Below are 18,602 nucleotides of genomic sequence, written 5' to 3'. Positions count from 1 at the left end.
TCGCCGGCAAGCCGGCTCCTACAGGCGAAGGCGCAATCAAGAGCGACGCATGCCTTGCGGTGCGGCCGCCGGCAACGACGGCGGCCGCAAGGGCCATGCCGTCAGGCGTTCAGGGACCGGGCGCGGAAATCCCGGGGCGATTGTTCGAAATGCTTCTTGAAGGTGCGGCTGAAATGCGCCGAATCGGTGAAGCCCCATTTGAAGGCAATGTCGGTGATGGATTCGTTGCGCAGGTGCGGATTGCTCAGGTCCGCGGCGCTGCGCTTGAGCCGCGAGCGCTGGATGAAGCGGCAAACGCTGTCCCCCTGCTCCTCGAACAGCCGGTACAGCTGGCGCACCGAGATATTCAGCTGGCCGGCCAGTGATACCGGAGTCAGGCCCGGCTCATTGAGGGACTGGCTGATCAACTGCCGCGCCTGATCACGCAGGCATCCGCCATGCAGGCCCTCGTCAAAGCCATCCAGGCTGTTGACGGTCTGGCGCAAGGTCGGACCGAGCAGGGCAATCAGGGCTTCCTGCAAGGCCTGCCCTTCCTGCTGGGCCGCACAACCCTGCAATTCGCCGGCGCAGATCTGCTCCACCAGCAAACGCATCAGGCGCCCGCTGGCGCAATTTTGCGACAGCTTGCCGAACTTGCGCTGCTGGGCCGGCAGGTGGCGGTAGACCTCCTCCCGGCACAGATGGAACGAAGCATGCTCGATCAGGCCATGGGGCACGATCTCGCAGGCTCCGGCGGAGTCCAGCAGCGCCATGTCCCCCGGGGCCAGTTCGACACTTTCGCCGCCCTGGCTCAAGCGCGCATGGCCGCTGCGCTGGATGATGAGGAAGCAATGGCGATCGTCCTCATGATCGACCTTGGTGCTCTGGCGGGAGATCAGCCCGGCGTTGGTGCGGATCTGCGCCACCTCCAGCCCGGCGTAATCCTGCATGCCCACTTCACCAATGAACAAGGCGGGATTGCGCGCCGGACGGGCATCGAATCGACCGCAGACGCCCTGCAGGGCGCCCACCCAGGAACTGAAACTATGCGAAGCAAGCACTGTGCACCTCCAGAAGCCGGTTCCAACCGCCTTTGTTGTTATGGCGATATCATTAACATGTTATCTATTTGCCAGGCAAGGCGCCTGACAGCATGGATAGTCTGTTATGGCTTAAGCAGGCTGTATGCCAGCGCTTACGGTTATGTCCCTCAGAAATCTCGCAGTAGCTTGTACAACTCAGTGAAGCTGCCCAGTAGCGCCGCCCGCTGTTCAGCGCTCAAGCGGATATAGCGGCGGAACCCGGGCAGGCGGTTGACCACTTCGCTGGCGCCGAAATGCTCCAGGTGCACCTGCCAGCCCTGGGCATCGCGCCGCAATTCCAGGTGTTTGAAATCCAGGGGCAACAGGTGCTCCAGCAAGCGCTGGTCACTGCACAGGCGCTGTAGCAGCGGCGCCCATTCAGCGTCCTCCCCCGTGAGCAGCCGAGCCGCGACCCCCTGACGGCGGATCGCGCCAGTGTGACGCAGACGGATCCGCGCCTGCCGGGCCGTGTCGCAGGGCACCGGCAGGCGCCACTCACAGGCCACGATATGCATCAGGAACTGCGCCTGGGCGCGCTCTTGCACCTCGAACCTCAAACCGTTTTGCGGGCAATGAAAACCGCCCTGCACCTGGCTCCGTGGAGTGAAATCAAGCCCCGCCAGATCCCGACGCAACTGCCCCAGGGTCAGCCCCGGGCGATAGCCCGATGGCGCGCGGTTCCACAGTTCAAAGAGGTTTTGCCGCCAGCTTGAAAGATTCATCAGGCGCGCTCTCCCGTAGGTTATGGGCGGTATCCGGGTTCAGGCCCAGCGCCTGTTCCAGCACCTCCTCCACCGGCACCGGGCGAAACGGATTGACCTTCTGCACCAGCAGGGTCCAGACCAGCGCATAGATCGCGGTCAGGCCCAGCATGCTGCCGAAAGGCACATAGATGTCCCGCGGATTCATGCCCGGCGGCGTGATGAACCACATGCCCAGCAGGATGCCCACCGAAGACAGGATCTGCGGCAGCGGAAACCACGGCGACTTGTAGGCCCGGGGCAGGTCCGGCCGGCGAATGCGCAGCATCACCACTGACAGGGTGACCAGCAGATAGGCAGTGCTCCAGGCACAGACCGCCGCCAGCACCAGGTGCATGATGCTGTCGGTGCTGCCCCCCAGCCACCAGGCATGCAGGCAGGGAATCAGCACGGCTACGGCAATGCACAGCAACGGCGTCTTGAAGCGCGGGTGCAGGTAAGTGAAGACCTTCGGCAACGCCCCATCCAGAGCCATGCCGTAAAGGATCCGCGGCAAGCCGGCCATCAGCGTGTTGATGGTGGCGGCGCCGGCGAACAGCAGGCCGATGCCCAGCCAGATACGGCCGAAGGGCCCCATGATCTGCTCGGCAAAATGCGGAATGGCCATGGGCGTATCCAGCAGGTGCACGCTGCCATCCTCGCTCAGGGCGATGTTTTCCACCTGGCGCTTCATCGCCGCGCCATAGATGAACATGCACACCGCTACCCCCACCAGCCCCAGGGCCATGGCCCGGGGAATGGTCCGGGCGGCCTTGCGCACATCCGGCGTCAGGGGCGTGACGAATTCACAGCCGACGAACATGAACATGGCCATGCCCACCAGGGACAGGATGGTCGGCAGGTCGGTACCCACCATCGAGGCGCCGAACCAGCCATCGAGCTGCACCGCCGGGGCCTTGAGCACCCCGAGCACGCCAAAGATGATCAGGGTGGTCCACATGCCGAAGGTCAGGATCACCTCGGCACGGCTGAAGGCGGTGATGCCCACGGCGTTCAGCGCACCGAAGAACAGCACCAGCCCCACCCCCACCAGCCAGGCGCTGCCGCTCTGCTCCAGCAGGGTGTTGAGGGACTCGAAGTTAACCAGGGCCATGACTCCACTGAGAATGGTCTCCGCGGTACCGGCGAACACGTGCACGATCAGGTAGGCGGACAAGGTCCCGGTGATGGCGAAAAAACGCCCCAGGCCACAGGCCAGGTAGTCATAGACCGAACCGTTGGTGGGCAGCAGGCAGGCCGCTTCGGCGAAGGTGGTGGATTGCGCCAGCATCATCACCAGGGCGATCACCATCGCCATGGCAAAGGCGCCGCCGCCGATACCAAAGCCCGTGGTGGCCGTGAGGATCACCGGGCTGGCCATGATCAAGCCCACGGCACTGGCCAGGGCCGTGGGAAAGCCGACTACACCTTGATCCAGGTGGCGACTGAGTCTGTCGTTGAGCGACATGGTGGTAAACCTCGAAAGCATGGGTTGATGATTGTTGTTCTAGGCATTTCAAGGGCACGCCTGATGGCGGAGTGCTTGGCTGTCTGACGCAGCTGTCTTCATGTTCACACCCTGTAGGAGCTGGCTCGCCACGAAGGCGTCGGCAAGATCACCGCCCAATCCGGGGGCCTCTTCGTCGGCCAGCCGGCTCCTACAGTAAACCGGTTGGCCCTGCCCCCGCAGGGGCCGGCTGGCCGGCGAAGGCGTTCGGCTCAATAAGCGATGCACACCGACTTGTTCTCGGTGTAGGCCTCGATGGCCGCATGGCCCATCTCGCGACCGATGCCCGACTGCTTGTAGCCACCGAAGGGCATCGACGGGTCCAGCATGTTGTGGGTGTTGACCCAGACAGTGCCGGCCTTGATCTGCGGAATCAGCTGCATGACCCGCCCCAGGTCGTTGGACCAGATGCTCGCCCCCAGCCCGTACTGGTTGTCATTGGCCAGGCCCACCACTTCGTCCAGGGTGTCGAACGGCGTGGCCACCACCACCGGGCCGAAGATCTCCTCGCGCACCAGTTGCTGGTCGGCGTGCACATCGGCCACCACCGTCGGGCGCACATAGAAGCCCCGCTCGCCATGGGCGACACCGCCACAGAGCAGCCGGGCGCCCTCTTCGACTCCGCGCTGGACCATCTGTAGCACGCGTTTTTGCTGCTTGGCGGAAATCAGCGGATTGATCTGTGCCTGCTCGTCCAGCCCCGGCCCGATGCTCAGGGACCCGGCAATGGCCACCAGGCGCTCCAGCACCTCGTTATAGATGCGGCGCTGGATGTACAGCCGCGAACCCGCCGTGCACACCTGCCCCTGGTTGAAGAAGATCGCCCCGGCGGCGCCGGCGGCGGCGGTCTGCGGGTCGCAGTCGTCAAGCACGATCACCGGCGATTTGCCACCCAGCTCCAGGGAAAAACGGGTCATGTTGTCCACCGCGGCATGGCCGATCAGCTTGCCCACCTGGGTCGAGCCGGTGAACGCCAGCTTATCGATTCCCGAATGGGCGGCCAGGGCCGCGCCGGCCTGGGCGCCACTGCCGGTGACCACGTTGACCACCCCGGGGGCGATCCCCGCTTCCAGGCACAACTGGCCCAGGCGCAACGCGGTCAGCGGGGTTTCGTCCGCCGGCTTGAGCACCACGGTGCAGCCACAGGCCAGGGCCGGAACGATTTTCCAGATGGCCATCAGCAGCGGGAAGTTCCACGGCACTATGGCCCCCACCACGCCCACCGGCTCCGGCACGGTGTAGGCCCGGTACTGCGCCCCGGGCACTGCGGCGATGGAAACATCCAGGCTCTTGCCCTCGATCTTGGTGGCCCAGCCAGCCATGTAGCGGGTGAACTCTGCGGCCGCTCCCACCTCCAGGGCCCGGGCCAGGTGGATCGACTGGCCGTTGTTGAGGGTTTCCAACTGCGCCAGTTCCTCGCCATTGGCTTCCAGCAGGTCCGCCAGCTTCAGCAGCAGGCGCTCGCGGTCGGCGGGGCGCTGCGCCTTCCAGCTACCCTCGAAGGCCCGACGTGCGGCGCTCACCGCCAGGTCGATATCGGCCTGGGCAGCTGCCGCGACCTCGGCCAATTGTTCGCCACTGGCGGGGTTGTACACCGCCATCCGCGCACCGCTGAGGGCCGGCTGGCTGTGACCGTCGATCAGCAGGCCATGCTGACTGTCTATGAATGCAGCGACACGTGGGTCGATGGCAACGCTCATCTTGAATCCTCGCAGGTAGACCTAGTTCGAGATGGACTTTGAGCGCAAAGACGCACGCCGTCTTGACCCTGGCTGCCGCGAAACTTGGCCCTGGCTGCCAGCCCCGCCAGGGCCTTCGCTGGCAAGCCAGCCCCCGCAGGTGCGCGCCATTGGCCGGCGAACAGGCGCGCAAACCCGCCACTGGCAGCCTGGGTCAAGTGCCCTGGCACACAGAGGCAAGCCAGGGGCGCATAAATGACGCACTAATATCTCCACGCTGTCCGTGCGTTATCAGGAGACTCAACGTGAGCGAACCAAGCCGTTTCTGGCACCCCATGCTGCACCCCAACGAAATGAAGCAACGCGAGCCGATCCGCATCGTCCGTGGCGACGGCTGCTATGTGTATGACGACAAGGGCCACCAGCTGGTGGATGGCGTTGCCGGGTTGTGGAACGTCAACGTCGGCCACAACCGCAAGGAAGTGAAGGCGGCGATCACCGCGCAACTTGATGAACTGGAATACTTCCAGCTGTTCGACGGAGTCAGCCATCCCCGGGCCGAAGAACTGTCGCGGGTGGTGATGAACCTGCTGGAACCCGAGGACATGCGCCGGGTGGCCTTCAGCTCCGGCGGCTCGGACGCCATCGAAAGCGCTTTGAAGCTGGCCCGCCAGTACTGGAAGCTCGAAGGCCAGGCCGACCGCACCAAGTTCATTTCCCTGCGCCAGGGCTACCACGGCACCCACTTCGGCGGCGCCTCGGTCAACGGCAACACGGTGTTCCGCCGCAACTACGAGCCGCTGCTGCCGGGCTGCTACCACATCGATACCCCCTGGCTGTACCGCAACCCCTACAGCCAGGACCCGGAAGAGCTGGGCAAGATCTGCGCCGACCTGCTGGAGCGGGAAATCCAGTTCCAGAGCCCGGACACCGTCGCCGCCTTCATTGCCGAGCCGATCCAGGGCGCTGGCGGCGTGATAGTGCCACCGGCCAACTACTGGCCGCTGATCCGCGAAGTCTGCGACAAGTACGGCGTATTGCTGATCGCCGACGAAGTGGTCACCGGCTTCGGTCGCAGCGGCTCGATGTTCGGCAGCCGCCTGTGGGGCGTCAAGCCCGACATCATGTGCCTGGCCAAGGGCATCACCTCGGGCTACATCCCCCTGGGTGCCACGGTGGTCAACCGGCGCATCGAGGAAGCCTTCGAGAAGAACGCCAACTTCACCGGGGCCATCATGCATGGCTACACCTACTCCGGGCACCCGGTAGCCTGCGCCGCCGCCCTGGCGTGCCTGGACATCGTGGTCAAGGAGGACCTGCCGGCCAACGCCGCGAAAATGGGCGACTACATGCTCGACAAGCTGCAGCCCTTCGTCGAGCGCTTCGACACCGTCGGCGAAGTGCGCGGCAAGGGCCTGATGCTGGCCCTGGACCTGGTGGCGGACAAGACCACCCGCGAACCCATCGACCCCATGAGCGGCTACGCCAATCAGGTGGCACAGATCGCCCGGGACAACGGGGTCATGGTGCGCCCGGTGGGCACCAAGATCATTCTCTCGCCGCCCCTGGTGATCCAGCAGGCACAGGCCGATGCCATAGTCGACGCCCTGGCCGAAGGCTTGAGCAAGGCCCGCCGCTAACCCCGGCAGCAGGCTGCGATCGAGGCAATCACGATCGCAGCCTGCGGCGCTGGAGGCTTGCCAGGCACGCCCAGCAGGGTTTCACTGTGGCAGTCCGGGTTCCGGACAGGATCAATCCACGTCCTTGCGCCCCTTTCACCGAGCCACTGCCCCAGGTGCAGCCAGGAGCCATCCGATGAACGCACCCGCCTCCCTGCCCGGCCCCCATGAACTGGGCCACCGCTGCATCGCCGCTTTCACCCGGGTAGTACCCGCCAGCCTCTGCGCCTTCTACCGCATCGATGCCCAACTGCAGGCTCGGGATTTTTCGCTGTACCGCATGCCGGAGCAGATGCACCAGGCCTACCTGCAGCACTTTCGCCACTACGACCCCCTGCAACCCCGTCACTGCGCCGCGGCGGGGCGCCCGGTGCTGTCTCTGCACATGGGCATGGCCCACCAGGGCCATCACGAGAGCGAGGTTTATCAGGGGTTCCTGCAGCGCCATGGGGTACTGGATGTGGTGGAAATCCTGGCCCGCGATGGCGAACGGCCGGTCGCCGGCCTGTCGCTGCTGCGCGACGCCGGGCTGGGGCACTTCAGCGTGGAGGAACTGGGCACCCTGCATGCCTTGCAGGGCCTGCTGGAGATTGCCGCCCTGGCGCCCTGGTCCCAGGTCGATGAGCGCCTGTCGGGCCTGACACCCCGGGAGCGGGAAATCGCCTGGCTGCTGCGCGACGGCGCAGACAACAAGACCATCGCCCGGCGCCTGGACCTGGGCCTGCCCACGGTCAAGACCCACTTGATCAACCTGTTCCGCAAGGTCGGCGCCAGTAACCGTACGGAGCTGGTCAGGGCGCTGTTCCTGTAAAGCCCGGGCACTTCAACCATAAGGTTGATGGGCAACCCGGGGCTGGCGGCCGAACATGCAGCTCTCCTTGCTGACAAGAGCCTTGCCATGAACCCGCAACCTGAATGGATCACCGTCGGAGCCCTCGCCGACGGCTTTGCCGAAGACAATCACATCCTCCCGGCGGTCGACGACCTGGCCGGTCGCCGCCTGACCCTGCACTTCGACAACCACTGGCAGATCGAACACCATTTCGCCGCCCACACCCTGCGCTGGAACAACGTCGGGGAAGCGGCCGGCGCCGAGTTGCCCTATCGCGCAACCTGCCTGCGCCCCGGCATCTACCTGGTGGACTTCCTCAAGCACGAACAGGGGCAGATCCACTCGGTGAGCCTGGTCCTGGACCTTGAGCAGCAATGCTTCAGCGCCGTCATCGGGCAGATGCCCAGCCAGGCCGAATCCAGCGTCGACCTGTTCAGCCGGGCCCTGGCCGGTGGCGAGCTGACCTCGGTCAAGGTCCAGTTTCTCCACGGCGCCATCGACACGCCGGTCACCGCCGGCACGCCACGCCATGAACCCACCGATGAACTGGTGGGCCTGCGCAACCGGTACATCTACAGCGCCAGCGAGGCCTACGAGCACATCTACCTGAATGCCAACTTCTACAGCTGGCAATGCCTGCGGGGCGTCGAACAGGGGCTGGCGGATACCGACCGCTGCCACTACTACAAGATCGCCGAGCAGCTGTACCTGTTCGTCTGGCGAGAAAAGATCGTCCCGACCCTGGGCCTGGTGCTGATCGACCTCAAGGCCGGTCGCAGCGACGGCAAGATCTTCGGCTACCAGGGTGCCGACTTCAGCAGCGCCGCCAACTTTCCGGTGGGAGCCCTGGCAGAGGTGCTCAACCGTACCCGGCACCGCTGATACCCGCCCCCTGGCTCCAGGCTGCCGGCCCAGGCCGGCACCTGGGCCAGCCAGCCCTCTTCCTCACAGGACACTGCCATGACTCTGGGCCTCGATCTGCAACGCGTCGCCAGTTGCTACCAGACCGAACTGCAACTGTTTGCCGAGAAACACCCGCGCTCCGGCGCTTTCTACCAGGAAAACCTCCAGCATTGGCTGTACGGCGCGCCCTTGCACTGGATGCAGCAATGGCCCGGCTCCTACCCGATCATGGTGGCCGACGCCCAGGGCGCGACCCTCACCGATTGCGACGGTCATCACTACGTGGACTTTGCCCTGGGTGACACCGGAGCGATGTTCGGCCACGCCCAACCGGCGGTCGCCGCTGCCATCGCCGAACAGGCACTGCATGGTTCGACCCTGATGCTGCCCACGGCCGACAGCCTGTGGGTCGGCAAGGAACTGACCCGGCGCTTTGGCCTGCCCTACTGGCAGGTCACCACCTCGGCCACCGACGCCAACCGTTTTGTCCTGCGCCTGTGCCGGATGATCACCGGGCGGCAGAAAGTCCTGGTGTTCAACTGCAACTACCACGGCAGCGTCGACGAGTCCCAGGTGGAGTTCGACGCCCAGGGCCAGATGATCCCGCGGGACGGCGTGCACGCCAACGGCCTGCAGCACCAGGCCACCACGCGGCTGGTGGAGTTCAACGACCTGCCGGCCCTGGAAGCGGCCCTGGCCCATGGCGACGTGGCCGCGGTACTCACCGAACCCTTCATGACCAACGTCGGCATGGTGCCGCCAGCCCCGGGCTTTCATGATGGCCTGCGGGAGCTGACCCGGCGCTACGAGGTGCCGCTGATCATCGACGAGACCCATACCCTGTCCTGCGGCCCCGGCGGCTATTGCGGCGAGCACGGGTTGCAGCCGGATTTCTTCGTTCTCGGCAAATCCATCGCCGGTGGCATTCCCACGGCGGTCTGGGGCGCCAGCCAGGCCATGGCCGAACGGATCTGGCAGGTGCTGCCGCATTTCCAGCCGGGCCAGGCGATCAACCATTTCGGCTTCGGCGGCACTCTGGCCGGCAACGCCCTGCAGATGGCGGCCATGCGCGCCACCTTCAGCGAAGTGATGAACGAGGCCAGCTACGCCCATATGTTCCATCTCGCCGAGCGCCTGCGGGCCGGGGTCGAAGCCATCATCCACAAGCACCGCCTGCCCTGGCACGTGACCCGCATCGGCGCCCGGGTCGAATACCTGTTCATGCAGCAGCCTCCGCGCAACGGCGGTGAGGCCCATCATGCCCGCCATGGGCTGATCGAAGCCTATCTGCACCTGTACCTGCTCAATCGCGGGGTGTTGCTGACGCCGTTCCACAACATGGCGCTGCTGTGCCCGACCGCCAGCGAGGCGCAGGTCGACCTGCACAACCGCCTGCTGGACCAGTGCCTGGCCCAGGTTCTGCCAGGAGCCGGCTCATGAGCCAGGATCTGCGTGGGCGCATCGCCCTGGTCACCGGTTCCGGCCAGGGCATCGGCCGGGCCATCGCCCAACTGTTCGCCGCCCAGGGGGCCAGGGTCATGCTGGCGACCCGCAGCGCGGCATCAGGCGATGAAACCCTGCGGCTGATTCGCCAAGCCGGCGGCACCGCCGAACTGCTGCCTGTGGACCTGGGCACCCGCAATGCCGCCGAACAGGCAGTGGCGGCAACCCTGGAGGCCTTCGGCGGCCTCGACCTGCTGCTGCACAATGCCGCGATCTTTCCGATGCAGAAGCTGGCCGAACTGGAGGATGAAACCTTGGACAGCACCCTGGCGGTGAACCTGAAAAGCTGCTTCTGGCTGACCCGGGCCGCCTTGCCGGCGTTGCGCCGATCCCAGCAGCCGAGGATCGTCATTACCTCCTCGGTCACCGGCCCGCGCACGGTGATTCCCGGGCTCGCCCACTACGCGGCCTCCAAGGCCGGGGTCAATGGTTTCATCCGCGCTGCCGCGCTGGAGCTGGCGGAATATGCAATCACGGTCAACGGCGTGGAGCCCGGGCTGATTGCCACCCAGGCCATGGACAATCTCGGCGACGCTTCGACCCTGGCTTCGAGCATTCCCCTGAAGCGCCTGGGCAGTGCCGAGGATATTGCCTGGGCCATGCTGTTCCTGGCGTCACGGCAAGCGGGCTATATCACCGGCCAGACCCTGGTGGTGGATGGCGGCGCCCTACTCCCGGAAAACACCCAGCTATAGAAACTGCCGCCCCCCACACCGGCACCTAAGAGGCGGACCGGCTGGCGCCCTCCATGGAGAACGACGGGCGTAGGAGCTGGCCTGCCAGCGAAGGCGACCCCGAGCGCAACACAGGGCTTGAGGCCCTCTTCGTCGGCAAGCCGGCTCCTACGAAGGGTCAAGTCAGCTGCCGCTGCGGATCTTGTTCCACAGGCGGGTGCGGATGCGGTCGATGTCCAGCGGCATGGCCTCCAGGGCAAACAGCTTGTCCATCATTTCCGGGCTCGGATAGACCTTGGTGTCGTTCTTGATGGCCGGGTCGATCAGGCTGTCGGCCTGCAGGTTGCCATTGGCGTAGTGCACGTAGTTGCTCACGCCGGCCATCACTTCGGGGCGCAGCAGGTAGTTCATGAAGGCATAGCCGGCCTGCTCATCCGGGGCATCCACTGGCATGGCCACCATGTCGAACCAGATCGGCGAGCCTTCCTTGGGAATCGAGTAGCCGATCTCCACCCCGTTCTTCGCCTCCCTGGCACGGCTTTCCGCTTGCAGGATGTCGCCGGAGAATCCCACCGCCACGCAGATATTGCCGTTGGCCAGGTCGCTGGTGTACTTCGACGAGTGGAAGTAGCTGACATAAGGCCGGACCTTCATCAACAACGCCTCGGCCTGCTTGTAGTCAGCCGGGTTCTTGCTGTGGTGCGCCAGCCCGAGGTAATTGAGAGCGGTAGGGATCAGTTCCGGGCCGTTGTCGAGGATCGCCACCCCGCACTTCTGCAGCTTCTGCATGTACTCGGGCTTGAAGATCAGGTCCCAGGAATCCAGTGGGGCATCGTTGCCCAGCACTTCCTTGATCTTGGCCACGTTGTAGCCAATGCCGGTGCTGCCCCAGAGGTAGGGGAAGCCGTGCTGGTTGCCCGGGTCGTTGACCTCCAGGGCCTTGAGCAGCACCGGGTTGAGGTTCTTCCAGTTGGGCAGCTGGCTCTTGTCGAGCTTCTTCAGTGCCCCGCCCTGAATCTGCCGGGCCATGAAGTGGTTGGAAGGAAACACCACGTCATACCCGGATTTTCCGGTCATCAACTTGCCGTCCAGGGTCTCGTTGCTGTCATAGACGTCGTAGGTGAAACCAATCCCGGTTTCCTTCTGGAAGGCCTTGGTGGTGTCCGGGGCGATGTAGTCCGACCAGTTGTAGATCTTCACCGTATCGGCCTGGGCCAGGGACGTGGCCAGGAACAACGGGCTGAGCAATAGCAACGCGCAAGTCTTGCGGATCATGAGTCGATACCTGTGGCTGGTTTTGTTGTTGGCAGGCAATCAAGGGATCAGAAAATCAAGACGTAGGTCTTGCGCACCGTTTCCTGGATATCCCAGATCCCGGTGCTGTTGGCCGGCAACATCAGTGCATCGCCGGCTTCTATGTGCAGGGTTTCGCCGTTGTCCGGGGTGAAGGTGCAACGGCCCTGGATGAAGTGGCAGAACTCCTGGGCGACGATCTGCCGCCGCCAGCGCCCCGGGGTGCATTCCCAGATGCCGGTCTCGACCCCGTCGTTGCGTTCGACGGCGGTCACCGAGGTCACGGCCACCGGAGTGCCCAGGGGCACCGCCACTGGTGCCGATTCGGCCAGGGTGGCGGTGGCGGTTTGCTTGAATTGGGTGATGCTCATGGTTCTACCTTTCGACGGAAAATCCGAACGGACAGCGTTCGGTACATAGAGGCCGGCTCAGTGCATGAAACCTTCCATGAAGCCGGCGATCCGGCTGGCCATCCTGCGCCGCCATGGAGCCGAGGCCGGGTTGGCCAGGGTCTGGTCCTCGTGCACGAAGCTGCGAATGATCGCGTTGTAGCCCAGCCAGCGGCACGGCTCCGGCTCCCAGGCCCGCAGGGCCTCCAGGCCGCACTCGGGCATGACCCAGGGCTGGTGTACCAGAGGGCTGTCGCGTTCCAGGATCAGGTCCGCCAGGGTCCGGCCGCCGAGGTTGCTGGCGCCCACGCCCTCGCCGCCATAGCCGCCGGACAGGGCGATGCCCTTGCGCCGGTCGCAGAGCATGTGCGGCTTGAAGTGCCGGGACATGCCCAGGTTGCCGCCCCAGGAATGGCTGATGCGCACGTTCTTGAGTTGCGGGAACAGCTCGCCGAACAGGTAGCGGCGCAGTTCCACTTCGTCACGGGTCAGGTCGAAGTCATGGCGCAGCTTGCTGGCGAACTGATAGCCGCCCCGGGCACCGAACACCAGCCGGTTGTCCATGGAGCGCTGGCCATAAGTCACCTGTCGGCTGCTTTCGCTGAAGGCCTGGCCCTGGCTCAGGCCGATCTCTTCCCAGACGGACTCCGCCAGCGGCTCGGTGGCCACCAGCAGGCTTTGCACCGGCAACTGGTAGCGGCCCAGGGGCGGCAAGGTGACCGAATAGCCTTCCACTGCCGGCACTATCCAGCGGCTGCGCACCGAAGCCTGGGCCGTCTGCAGGCTGCCGGACTGCCAATGGGTCACCGGGCTGTTTTCATAGAGGGTCACCCCCAGGCGCTCAACCGCCCGGGCCAGGCCGCGCACCAGCTTGGCAGGCTGGATGGTGGCGCAATGCGGGGCAAAGATACCGCCATAGGGCTTGGCCAGGCGGATCTGCTGGGCCAGTTGCTCGGGGTTGAGCCATCGGTAGTCGTCCTGGTTCAGGCCCTGGGCATAGAGCTTGTCCAGATAGTGGCGCAGGCTGGTTTCCTGCTCCGGGTAGCGGGCGGCGCAATACAGCACCCCGCCCTTGCGGTAATCGCAGTCGATGCCCTCACGTTCGATGACATTGGCCACTTCATCAGGGATGCCGTGCAACAGATCGAAGGAGGCCCGGCGCTGCTGCGGCGACAGAGCGGCCAGCAGCCGGTCTTCTCCCAGCAGGTTGCCCATCAGCCAGCCGCCATTGCGGCCCGAGGCACCAAAACCGGCGGTTTGCGCTTCGATCACCGCAATATTCAACTGCGGCGCCTGGCGCTTGAGGTAATAGGCGGTCCACAGCCCGGTATAGCCGGCGCCGATGATCGCCACGTCCAGGTCCAGGTCTTGCGCAAGCTGCGGCCGCGGCAATAGCGGCTCGTCGAGCTGGTCCATCCACAAACTGATACTGCGCCACGCTGGCATGCAAGCACTCCGCAACCCGAATTTCGAATGCGGCGATCCTAGTGCCTGGCCTCAGGGGCTGTCTTGCGCGCGTGCACGCAAAGAAATTTGCTTCGCGTAGGCCTTGGGCGACTGGCCGGTGTGCTGGCGAAAACAGCTGTAGAAGGCCGACAGCGAGTTGAACCCTGCGGCAAACGCCAGCTCGTCGATGCGCAGCGGCGGCGTGGCCTGGTCCAGCGCTGCCAGCAGATGCTGCAGGCGCGCCTGGTTGACGTAGCGGTAGAAGCTCTGCCCCAGCACCTGATTGAGCAGGTAGGAAATCTGGTTGCGGCTGTAACCGCATTCCCGGGACACCCGCTGCAGGTCCAGCTCGGGGTCCAGATACGGCTGCTGGCGCTGGAAATACTGCTGCAGGTCCTCGGCCATGAAACTCAACTGGCGCGGCGACAGCCCCAGCCGGCTGGCCGCCGGGCGCAGTCTGGCGGAGGACTTGCTCGGTGCCGGCTCCCGGACCAGTGAGGCGTACTCGTTGACCCGCCAGATCAGCCCGTCGCGCACGGTGATCGCTTCACTGGAGCGAAATGACACCAGGCCCTGGCCGCCGCGCAGGGTCACCTGGTACTGGATAAACGCGGTGTTGCCATCCAGGCGGATGCGATCGCTGTGCTCCAGGGCCTCGTCGGGAGCCCGGGGCATGCTGGCCCGCACGTATTCGCGCAGCTCCTCCAGGCCCAGGGTACGGTTCTGGAAAAAGTCGTTGTACTGGATGTCCGGGTGGTACAGCGCCATTACTCCATCCAGGTCCCGGTGCTTCCAGCACAGGTGGTAGCGCATCACGGTTTCACCGGTGGCCTGGGTGTGCAGCGGCCCGTCATCGGGGGCAGACATAGGTTTCTCGAACAGGAAAAGGCGCAGCTTGCCGAACTTCGCCAAGGGCTTCAACGACCGGCCGCCGGCCAGATACGGCAGCCGCCGGGGGGTGCCTGGGAGATGACATGACTTGCATCAATAATCCGTGAGTGAACCGCCGGACGGTGGGCAAAAAAACTGCGAACCGTCACAAGCCAATGCTATTTTTAAAACCTCAACCGATCGGGTCATTGACGATCCGGTCGTTCCTACCGCGAGCACAAGGAAGCGCTCAATGAATCAAGGTGGGCCACCGATGAACAGAGTCTGGGCCAGTAAAGTCACCTTTCCCAACGCCTGCCAGCTGATGCGCTGGCATTTTCATCCCATGGGTTTCGAAGCCAGCATGGATGCGCCCGGCAGCATGATCGCCCGGCTCTTCGATCGCGCCAGCGGCGAAACCATGATCGCCATCGCCGGCATTCCCTGTGCCACGGTGATGAGCGCTGCGGATGTCGAACGAATAATCGAGGCGGTGGAAGATGAACTGGAGGCCTTTTCCCCGTCCCTGGCACTCAAGGCCTGAAGCCCCGCTGCCTCACCCGAAGCCCGCCTCGCCAGCGGGCTTTTTTCATGTCGCCTGGCGCAAGTCCTGGAAGTACGGCTTGTCTCGCGGTACCCGGTCCGAAGCCTTGGGCGCATTGCCCGAGGGGCCTTCCTGGCGGTCCACATACCAGTAGCAATGCTTGGCGGCCCGGGTGATGCCCACATAGGCCAGCCGCAGGATCTCGTCCTTCTGTGCGCTGTCGTAGGGCTCGGCATCGCCGTCCTTGCCCAACCCGGCCATGCGATAGACCTGGTTCTTGTACGGCGAACTGCTCAGGTGCTGGCAGTCGCCCAGCAGGAATACCGCATCCGCCTGCAGTCCCTTGGCGCTGTGATAGGTCAGCTGTTTCAGGCGCCGCGACCCTGAAGGCAGACTAGAATCAACATTAACTATTTGTGAAATAACGTTTTCAATCAATAATTTATCGCTACTTTTTCGAAACAACATCAAGATCGAATCACCCTGCTCATAGTGCTCAGCCAGACTCTGGGCCAGGCCCTGGTCATCGCGATCGAGCACCTGCACCGGCCACAGCTCTGTAGCTTCGCCGCTGGCCTTGGCCTTCTTTCCGGCAATGGCCGGCGCCGCGCGGACAATATGCTCCGCGGCATCGATCACATGCTGATGGCTGCGGTAGTTCTCGCTGAGCATGACCCGGGTGGTGCCCGGGGACGGGAACTCCTTGTTGAACTCGATGAAGTACTTGGGCGAACTGCCCCGCCAGCCGTAGATCGACTGCCAGTCGTCACCAACGCAGAGCAGCGAGGAATGCTGGGCGGCGCGCCCGATGTGCAAGGCGGCGCCTCGGCTGCGGATCGCCGCAAGGCTGGCCCTGATCCAGGAAACGATCTGCGGCGAAACATCCTGGAACTCGTCGATCATCAGGTGTGACATCGGGCGCAGGCAGGCATCGCTGAGCAGCTTGAAGTTCTCCGGCGAGCGCTCGCTGAACAGGGCGAACATGCGGTTGTAGCTCATGATGGGCGGCGACTGATCCAGCAGATGGTCCTCCAGCGCTCGCCAGAACAGGCTCAGGGCCTCGAAGAAAAACCGGTCCGGATCGTCCTGGGCAAAACTCATGCCCGCGACGGCATCGCCCACTTCCAAGCCCAGGTTCTCGATAAAGCCTGCGGCGGCGACAAAGCAATCGAGCAGCGGCGCCGACGCCAGCTCACCCTTGACCTTGTAATCGAAACCCGGACCGCCATTGACCTGGGCCGAAAAGGCGCCGGCAGAACGCTTTGAAGCTTCGTAACTATCAAGCCAAATCAATGGCTTACGACAAAAAGCTTGAAACAGGGTGCGCTTTACAGCCCACTCCGCCCGCACCGTCAGCTTGGCCCCGGGCCGGGTCAGCTGCGGGCTCTCGCGCGGGTCGAAACCCAGCACCACCCAGGCGTCCAGCTCCGCACAATAGCCATGGCTGTGAAAGGTCGCACCGTTGATTTCGAACCGCTGGCGCTGCGGCTCGATGCCCTTGATCGGCCAGGCGCCCGCGCGAAACCACAGGTCCTCCACGGTGTCGCAGAGCTCTTCATCGCGCTTGGCCGCCAGTTCGGTCACCGCCATGCGCTTTTGCACGTCCGGGTGATCGCGCTCCAGTTCCTTGAGCTGCAGGGCGTGGCGCACCAACGGCTGCAACGCCAGGCGAAAGCGCGGGTCATCGCGGTACAGTGCCTGGTAGCAGGCATTCAGGTGCCGGCGCTGGGCGTCGTTGATGCGCAGATCGAATGGGTTGCTGTCCACCTCGTCTTCGCCGCCCTGGAGCCGATCGCTGAGGTTCTCGAAGGCCTGCAGGCGCTCGAAGCCCGGCAGGCTGCGAACCATGGGCAGAATCCGCGAGTGGAAGGTCCGCACCAGCTCCCGGGCTTCCCTGGCGCCCAGTTGCCGCCCCCACAGGGCAAAGACTTGCGTGAGCTTGGTGATGAAGTCCTTGCGCGACTCCCGGGTGAAGGTCACCACGGTCATGGCGTCCAGTTCGAAGCCCAGATAGTGATGCAACAGCAGCAGGCGCAGCACCAGCGAGGTTGACTTGCCGGCGCCGGCCCCGGCGATCACCGCGGTGGCGGGTGTGTCGCTGAAAATCATCTTCCACTGCGCGGCGCTGGGTTGCGCCGCGGCGGGCAGCAGGCGGGCGACATCGGCCTTGAAGCGCTTTTTCAGCTCGGCGCTCAACGGCAGGCGCCAGTCATCGAACAGCCGGTCATCCACCCCGGGCGGGCGGTGCTCGGTGTTGCGGCTGTCGCGGATCAACAGCACCTGGCGGCCTTCCTCCAGCCCCTCGAGCCGGCCTTCCTGGTAGCCGTATTCCACGCCGGCAGTGTGGCCACTGCGAAAGCCATCGGCCTGACCATGCAGCCAGGAAGCCCGATGCTGGGCCCGCAGGCGGTTCAGGCCATGGCCGAAGAAGCGCGCCGCGAGGCGTTTCAACAAGGGCATCTGGGCCAGGGGCAAAAGCTCGGGGGGCAGATCGGGGGTGTGTTGCGACACGCGGACTCCAGGGTGTGAGGCTGAGCAGTAATCTTCGGCGGATTGTTCCACGGTATCCAGCCAATTGCTTGCAGGTCATTAACTTAAGCGATGAACCGAAGGTTTAACACCAACTTTGCGACAAAATAATCATCTAATTTTACGATTGGATTACGGCATTTTTTGCGCTTTTTATCGATCTATACCTAATGGAAGATGCTCGCCATCAACCAACGGTTATCGTTTTCTGGCCCGGGTACAACGTGCCATGACGAGCCCTTAATGAGGAGAAGATCATGCTTGAACTCAGACCTTTCAGCTCCCTGGGCGGCACGCACCACGGCTGGCTGGATGCCCACCACCATTTTTCCTTCGCCGAGTACCATGACCCCAAGCGCATGCACTGGGGCAACCTGCGGGTCTGGAACGATGATGTGATCGCCCCTGGCACCGGCTTCCCCCAGCACCCGCACCGGGACATGGAAATCATCACCTACGTTCGCGAAGGGGCCATCAGCCACCAGGACAACCTGGGCAACAAGGGCCGCACCGAAGCCGGTGATGTGCAGGTGATGAGCGCCGGCACCGGGATCGCCCACAGCGAGTACAACCTGGAAGCCACGCCAACCAAGATCTTCCAGATCTGGATCATCCCCAACCAGGCAGGCTCCGCGCCTTCCTGGGGTGCCAAGCCTTTTCCCAAGGGCCAGCGTGAAGGTTTCGTGACCCTGGCCAGTGGCAAGGATGGCGATGAGGAAAGCCTGCGGATTCGCGCCGATGCGCGGCTGGTGGCGGCCAACCTGAAGGCCGGGGAAACGGCCGAGTATCACCTGGACGACGGGCGCCGGGCTTACCTGGTTCCGGCGACCGGCGCGATTGAAGTCAACGGCTTGCGCGCCGAAGCTCGAGACGGCGTCGCGGTTGAGAATGAGCCGGTGCTGCGGGTGACGGCCCTGCAGGACAGCGAGATCGTGCTGGTGGATCTGGCGTGA

General features: G+C 64.3%; 16 protein-coding genes. 7 read left to right on the top strand and 9 right to left on the bottom strand.

Features of this window, described 5'->3' with window-relative positions:
• Positions 1 to 101: 101 nt before the first annotated feature.
• The 4 genes from feaR to AC1RCO_RS04650 all read right to left on the bottom strand — a co-directional run bounded on the left by feaR (position 102) and on the right by AC1RCO_RS04650 (position 5,008).
• Positions 102 to 1,040, bottom strand: a complete 939-nt coding sequence (gene feaR / locus AC1RCO_RS04665; protein WP_019095317.1) for a transcriptional regulator FeaR — start codon at positions 1,038 to 1,040, stop codon at positions 102 to 104.
• 149 nt (positions 1,041 to 1,189) lie between these two features.
• On the bottom strand, positions 1,190 to 1,783 hold the full coding sequence (locus AC1RCO_RS04660; RefSeq protein WP_210458657.1) for a DUF3156 family protein: 594 nt from the start codon (positions 1,781 to 1,783) through the stop codon (positions 1,190 to 1,192).
• On the bottom strand, positions 1,749 to 3,269 hold the full coding sequence (locus tag AC1RCO_RS04655; protein WP_019095319.1) for an APC family permease: 1,521 nt from the start codon (positions 3,267 to 3,269) through the stop codon (positions 1,749 to 1,751). The genes AC1RCO_RS04660 and AC1RCO_RS04655 overlap by 35 nt, the downstream gene beginning before the upstream one ends.
• Before the next feature lie 251 nt (positions 3,270 to 3,520).
• On the bottom strand, positions 3,521 to 5,008 hold the full coding sequence (locus tag AC1RCO_RS04650; RefSeq protein WP_210458653.1) for an aldehyde dehydrogenase family protein: 1,488 nt from the start codon (positions 5,006 to 5,008) through the stop codon (positions 3,521 to 3,523).
• 284 nt (positions 5,009 to 5,292) lie between these two features.
• Here AC1RCO_RS04650 and AC1RCO_RS04645 point away from each other — a divergent pair, with 284 nt between their 5' ends.
• From AC1RCO_RS04645 to AC1RCO_RS04625, 5 genes are all read left to right on the top strand, one after another.
• Positions 5,293 to 6,627 (top strand): aspartate aminotransferase family protein, encoded by a 1,335-nt coding sequence (locus AC1RCO_RS04645; protein WP_019095320.1) that lies wholly within the window; start codon positions 5,293 to 5,295, stop codon positions 6,625 to 6,627.
• Between the two features lie 175 nt (positions 6,628 to 6,802).
• Positions 6,803 to 7,477 carry a helix-turn-helix transcriptional regulator gene (locus AC1RCO_RS04640; RefSeq protein ID WP_492617440.1) on the top strand — a complete coding sequence of 225 codons (675 nt, stop codon included), beginning with the start codon at positions 6,803 to 6,805 and terminating at the stop codon, positions 7,475 to 7,477.
• An 87-nt stretch (positions 7,478 to 7,564) separates the two neighbouring features.
• On the top strand, positions 7,565 to 8,380 hold the full coding sequence (locus AC1RCO_RS04635; RefSeq protein ID WP_492617439.1) for a molybdenum cofactor biosynthesis F family protein: 816 nt from the start codon (positions 7,565 to 7,567) through the stop codon (positions 8,378 to 8,380).
• A gap of 78 nt (positions 8,381 to 8,458) precedes the next feature.
• Positions 8,459 to 9,841: an aspartate aminotransferase family protein gene (locus AC1RCO_RS04630; protein WP_011061506.1), complete on the top strand. Its 1,383-nt coding sequence runs from the start codon at positions 8,459 to 8,461 to the stop codon at positions 9,839 to 9,841.
• Positions 9,838 to 10,599, top strand: coding sequence for an SDR family oxidoreductase (locus tag AC1RCO_RS04625; protein WP_492617438.1), 762 nt, complete (start codon positions 9,838 to 9,840; stop codon positions 10,597 to 10,599). Before AC1RCO_RS04630 ends, AC1RCO_RS04625 begins: the two co-directional genes overlap by 4 nt.
• Positions 10,600 to 10,761: 162 nt before the next feature.
• Here AC1RCO_RS04625 and AC1RCO_RS04620 read toward each other — a convergent pair whose 3' ends face one another.
• From AC1RCO_RS04620 to AC1RCO_RS04605, 4 genes are read right to left on the bottom strand one after another with little or no spacing between them, the layout of a single operon-like run.
• Positions 10,762 to 11,853 carry a polyamine ABC transporter substrate-binding protein gene (locus AC1RCO_RS04620; RefSeq protein ID WP_011061508.1) on the bottom strand — a complete coding sequence of 364 codons (1,092 nt, stop codon included), beginning with the start codon at positions 11,851 to 11,853 and terminating at the stop codon, positions 10,762 to 10,764.
• 47 nt (positions 11,854 to 11,900) lie between these two features.
• Positions 11,901 to 12,242, bottom strand: coding sequence for a cupin domain-containing protein (locus tag AC1RCO_RS04615; protein ID WP_019095326.1), 342 nt, complete (start codon positions 12,240 to 12,242; stop codon positions 11,901 to 11,903).
• Between the two features lie 57 nt (positions 12,243 to 12,299).
• Complete coding sequence (locus AC1RCO_RS04610) at positions 12,300 to 13,706, bottom strand: NAD(P)/FAD-dependent oxidoreductase (protein ID WP_011061510.1); 1,407 nt, start codon at positions 13,704 to 13,706, stop codon at positions 12,300 to 12,302.
• A gap of 51 nt (positions 13,707 to 13,757) precedes the next feature.
• Complete coding sequence (locus AC1RCO_RS04605) at positions 13,758 to 14,573, bottom strand: helix-turn-helix domain-containing protein (RefSeq protein ID WP_011061511.1); 816 nt, start codon at positions 14,571 to 14,573, stop codon at positions 13,758 to 13,760.
• Positions 14,574 to 14,850: 277 nt separating this feature from the next.
• On the opposite strand from AC1RCO_RS04605, the gene AC1RCO_RS04600 reads away from it, so the two are divergent.
• Complete coding sequence (locus tag AC1RCO_RS04600; protein ID WP_011061512.1) at positions 14,851 to 15,120, top strand: DUF1652 domain-containing protein; 270 nt, start codon at positions 14,851 to 14,853, stop codon at positions 15,118 to 15,120.
• A 45-nt stretch (positions 15,121 to 15,165) separates the two neighbouring features.
• On the opposite strand, the gene AC1RCO_RS04595 is transcribed toward AC1RCO_RS04600, so the two are convergent.
• Positions 15,166 to 17,631, bottom strand: a complete 2,466-nt coding sequence (locus AC1RCO_RS04595) for a UvrD-helicase domain-containing protein (protein WP_492617437.1) — start codon at positions 17,629 to 17,631, stop codon at positions 15,166 to 15,168.
• Between the two features lie 275 nt (positions 17,632 to 17,906).
• Here AC1RCO_RS04595 and AC1RCO_RS04590 point away from each other — a divergent pair, with 275 nt between their 5' ends.
• The gene (locus tag AC1RCO_RS04590) at positions 17,907 to 18,602 is read left to right on the top strand and encodes a pirin family protein (RefSeq protein ID WP_492617436.1); all 696 of its coding nucleotides are present in this window, start codon (positions 17,907 to 17,909) and stop codon (positions 18,600 to 18,602) included.

It is taken from the genome of Pseudomonas sp. GW823-FHT03E05, from assembly GCF_058796855.1.
Note: the sequence above shows the minus strand (reverse complement) of the source record. Positions and strands in the feature narration are given on the sequence as shown.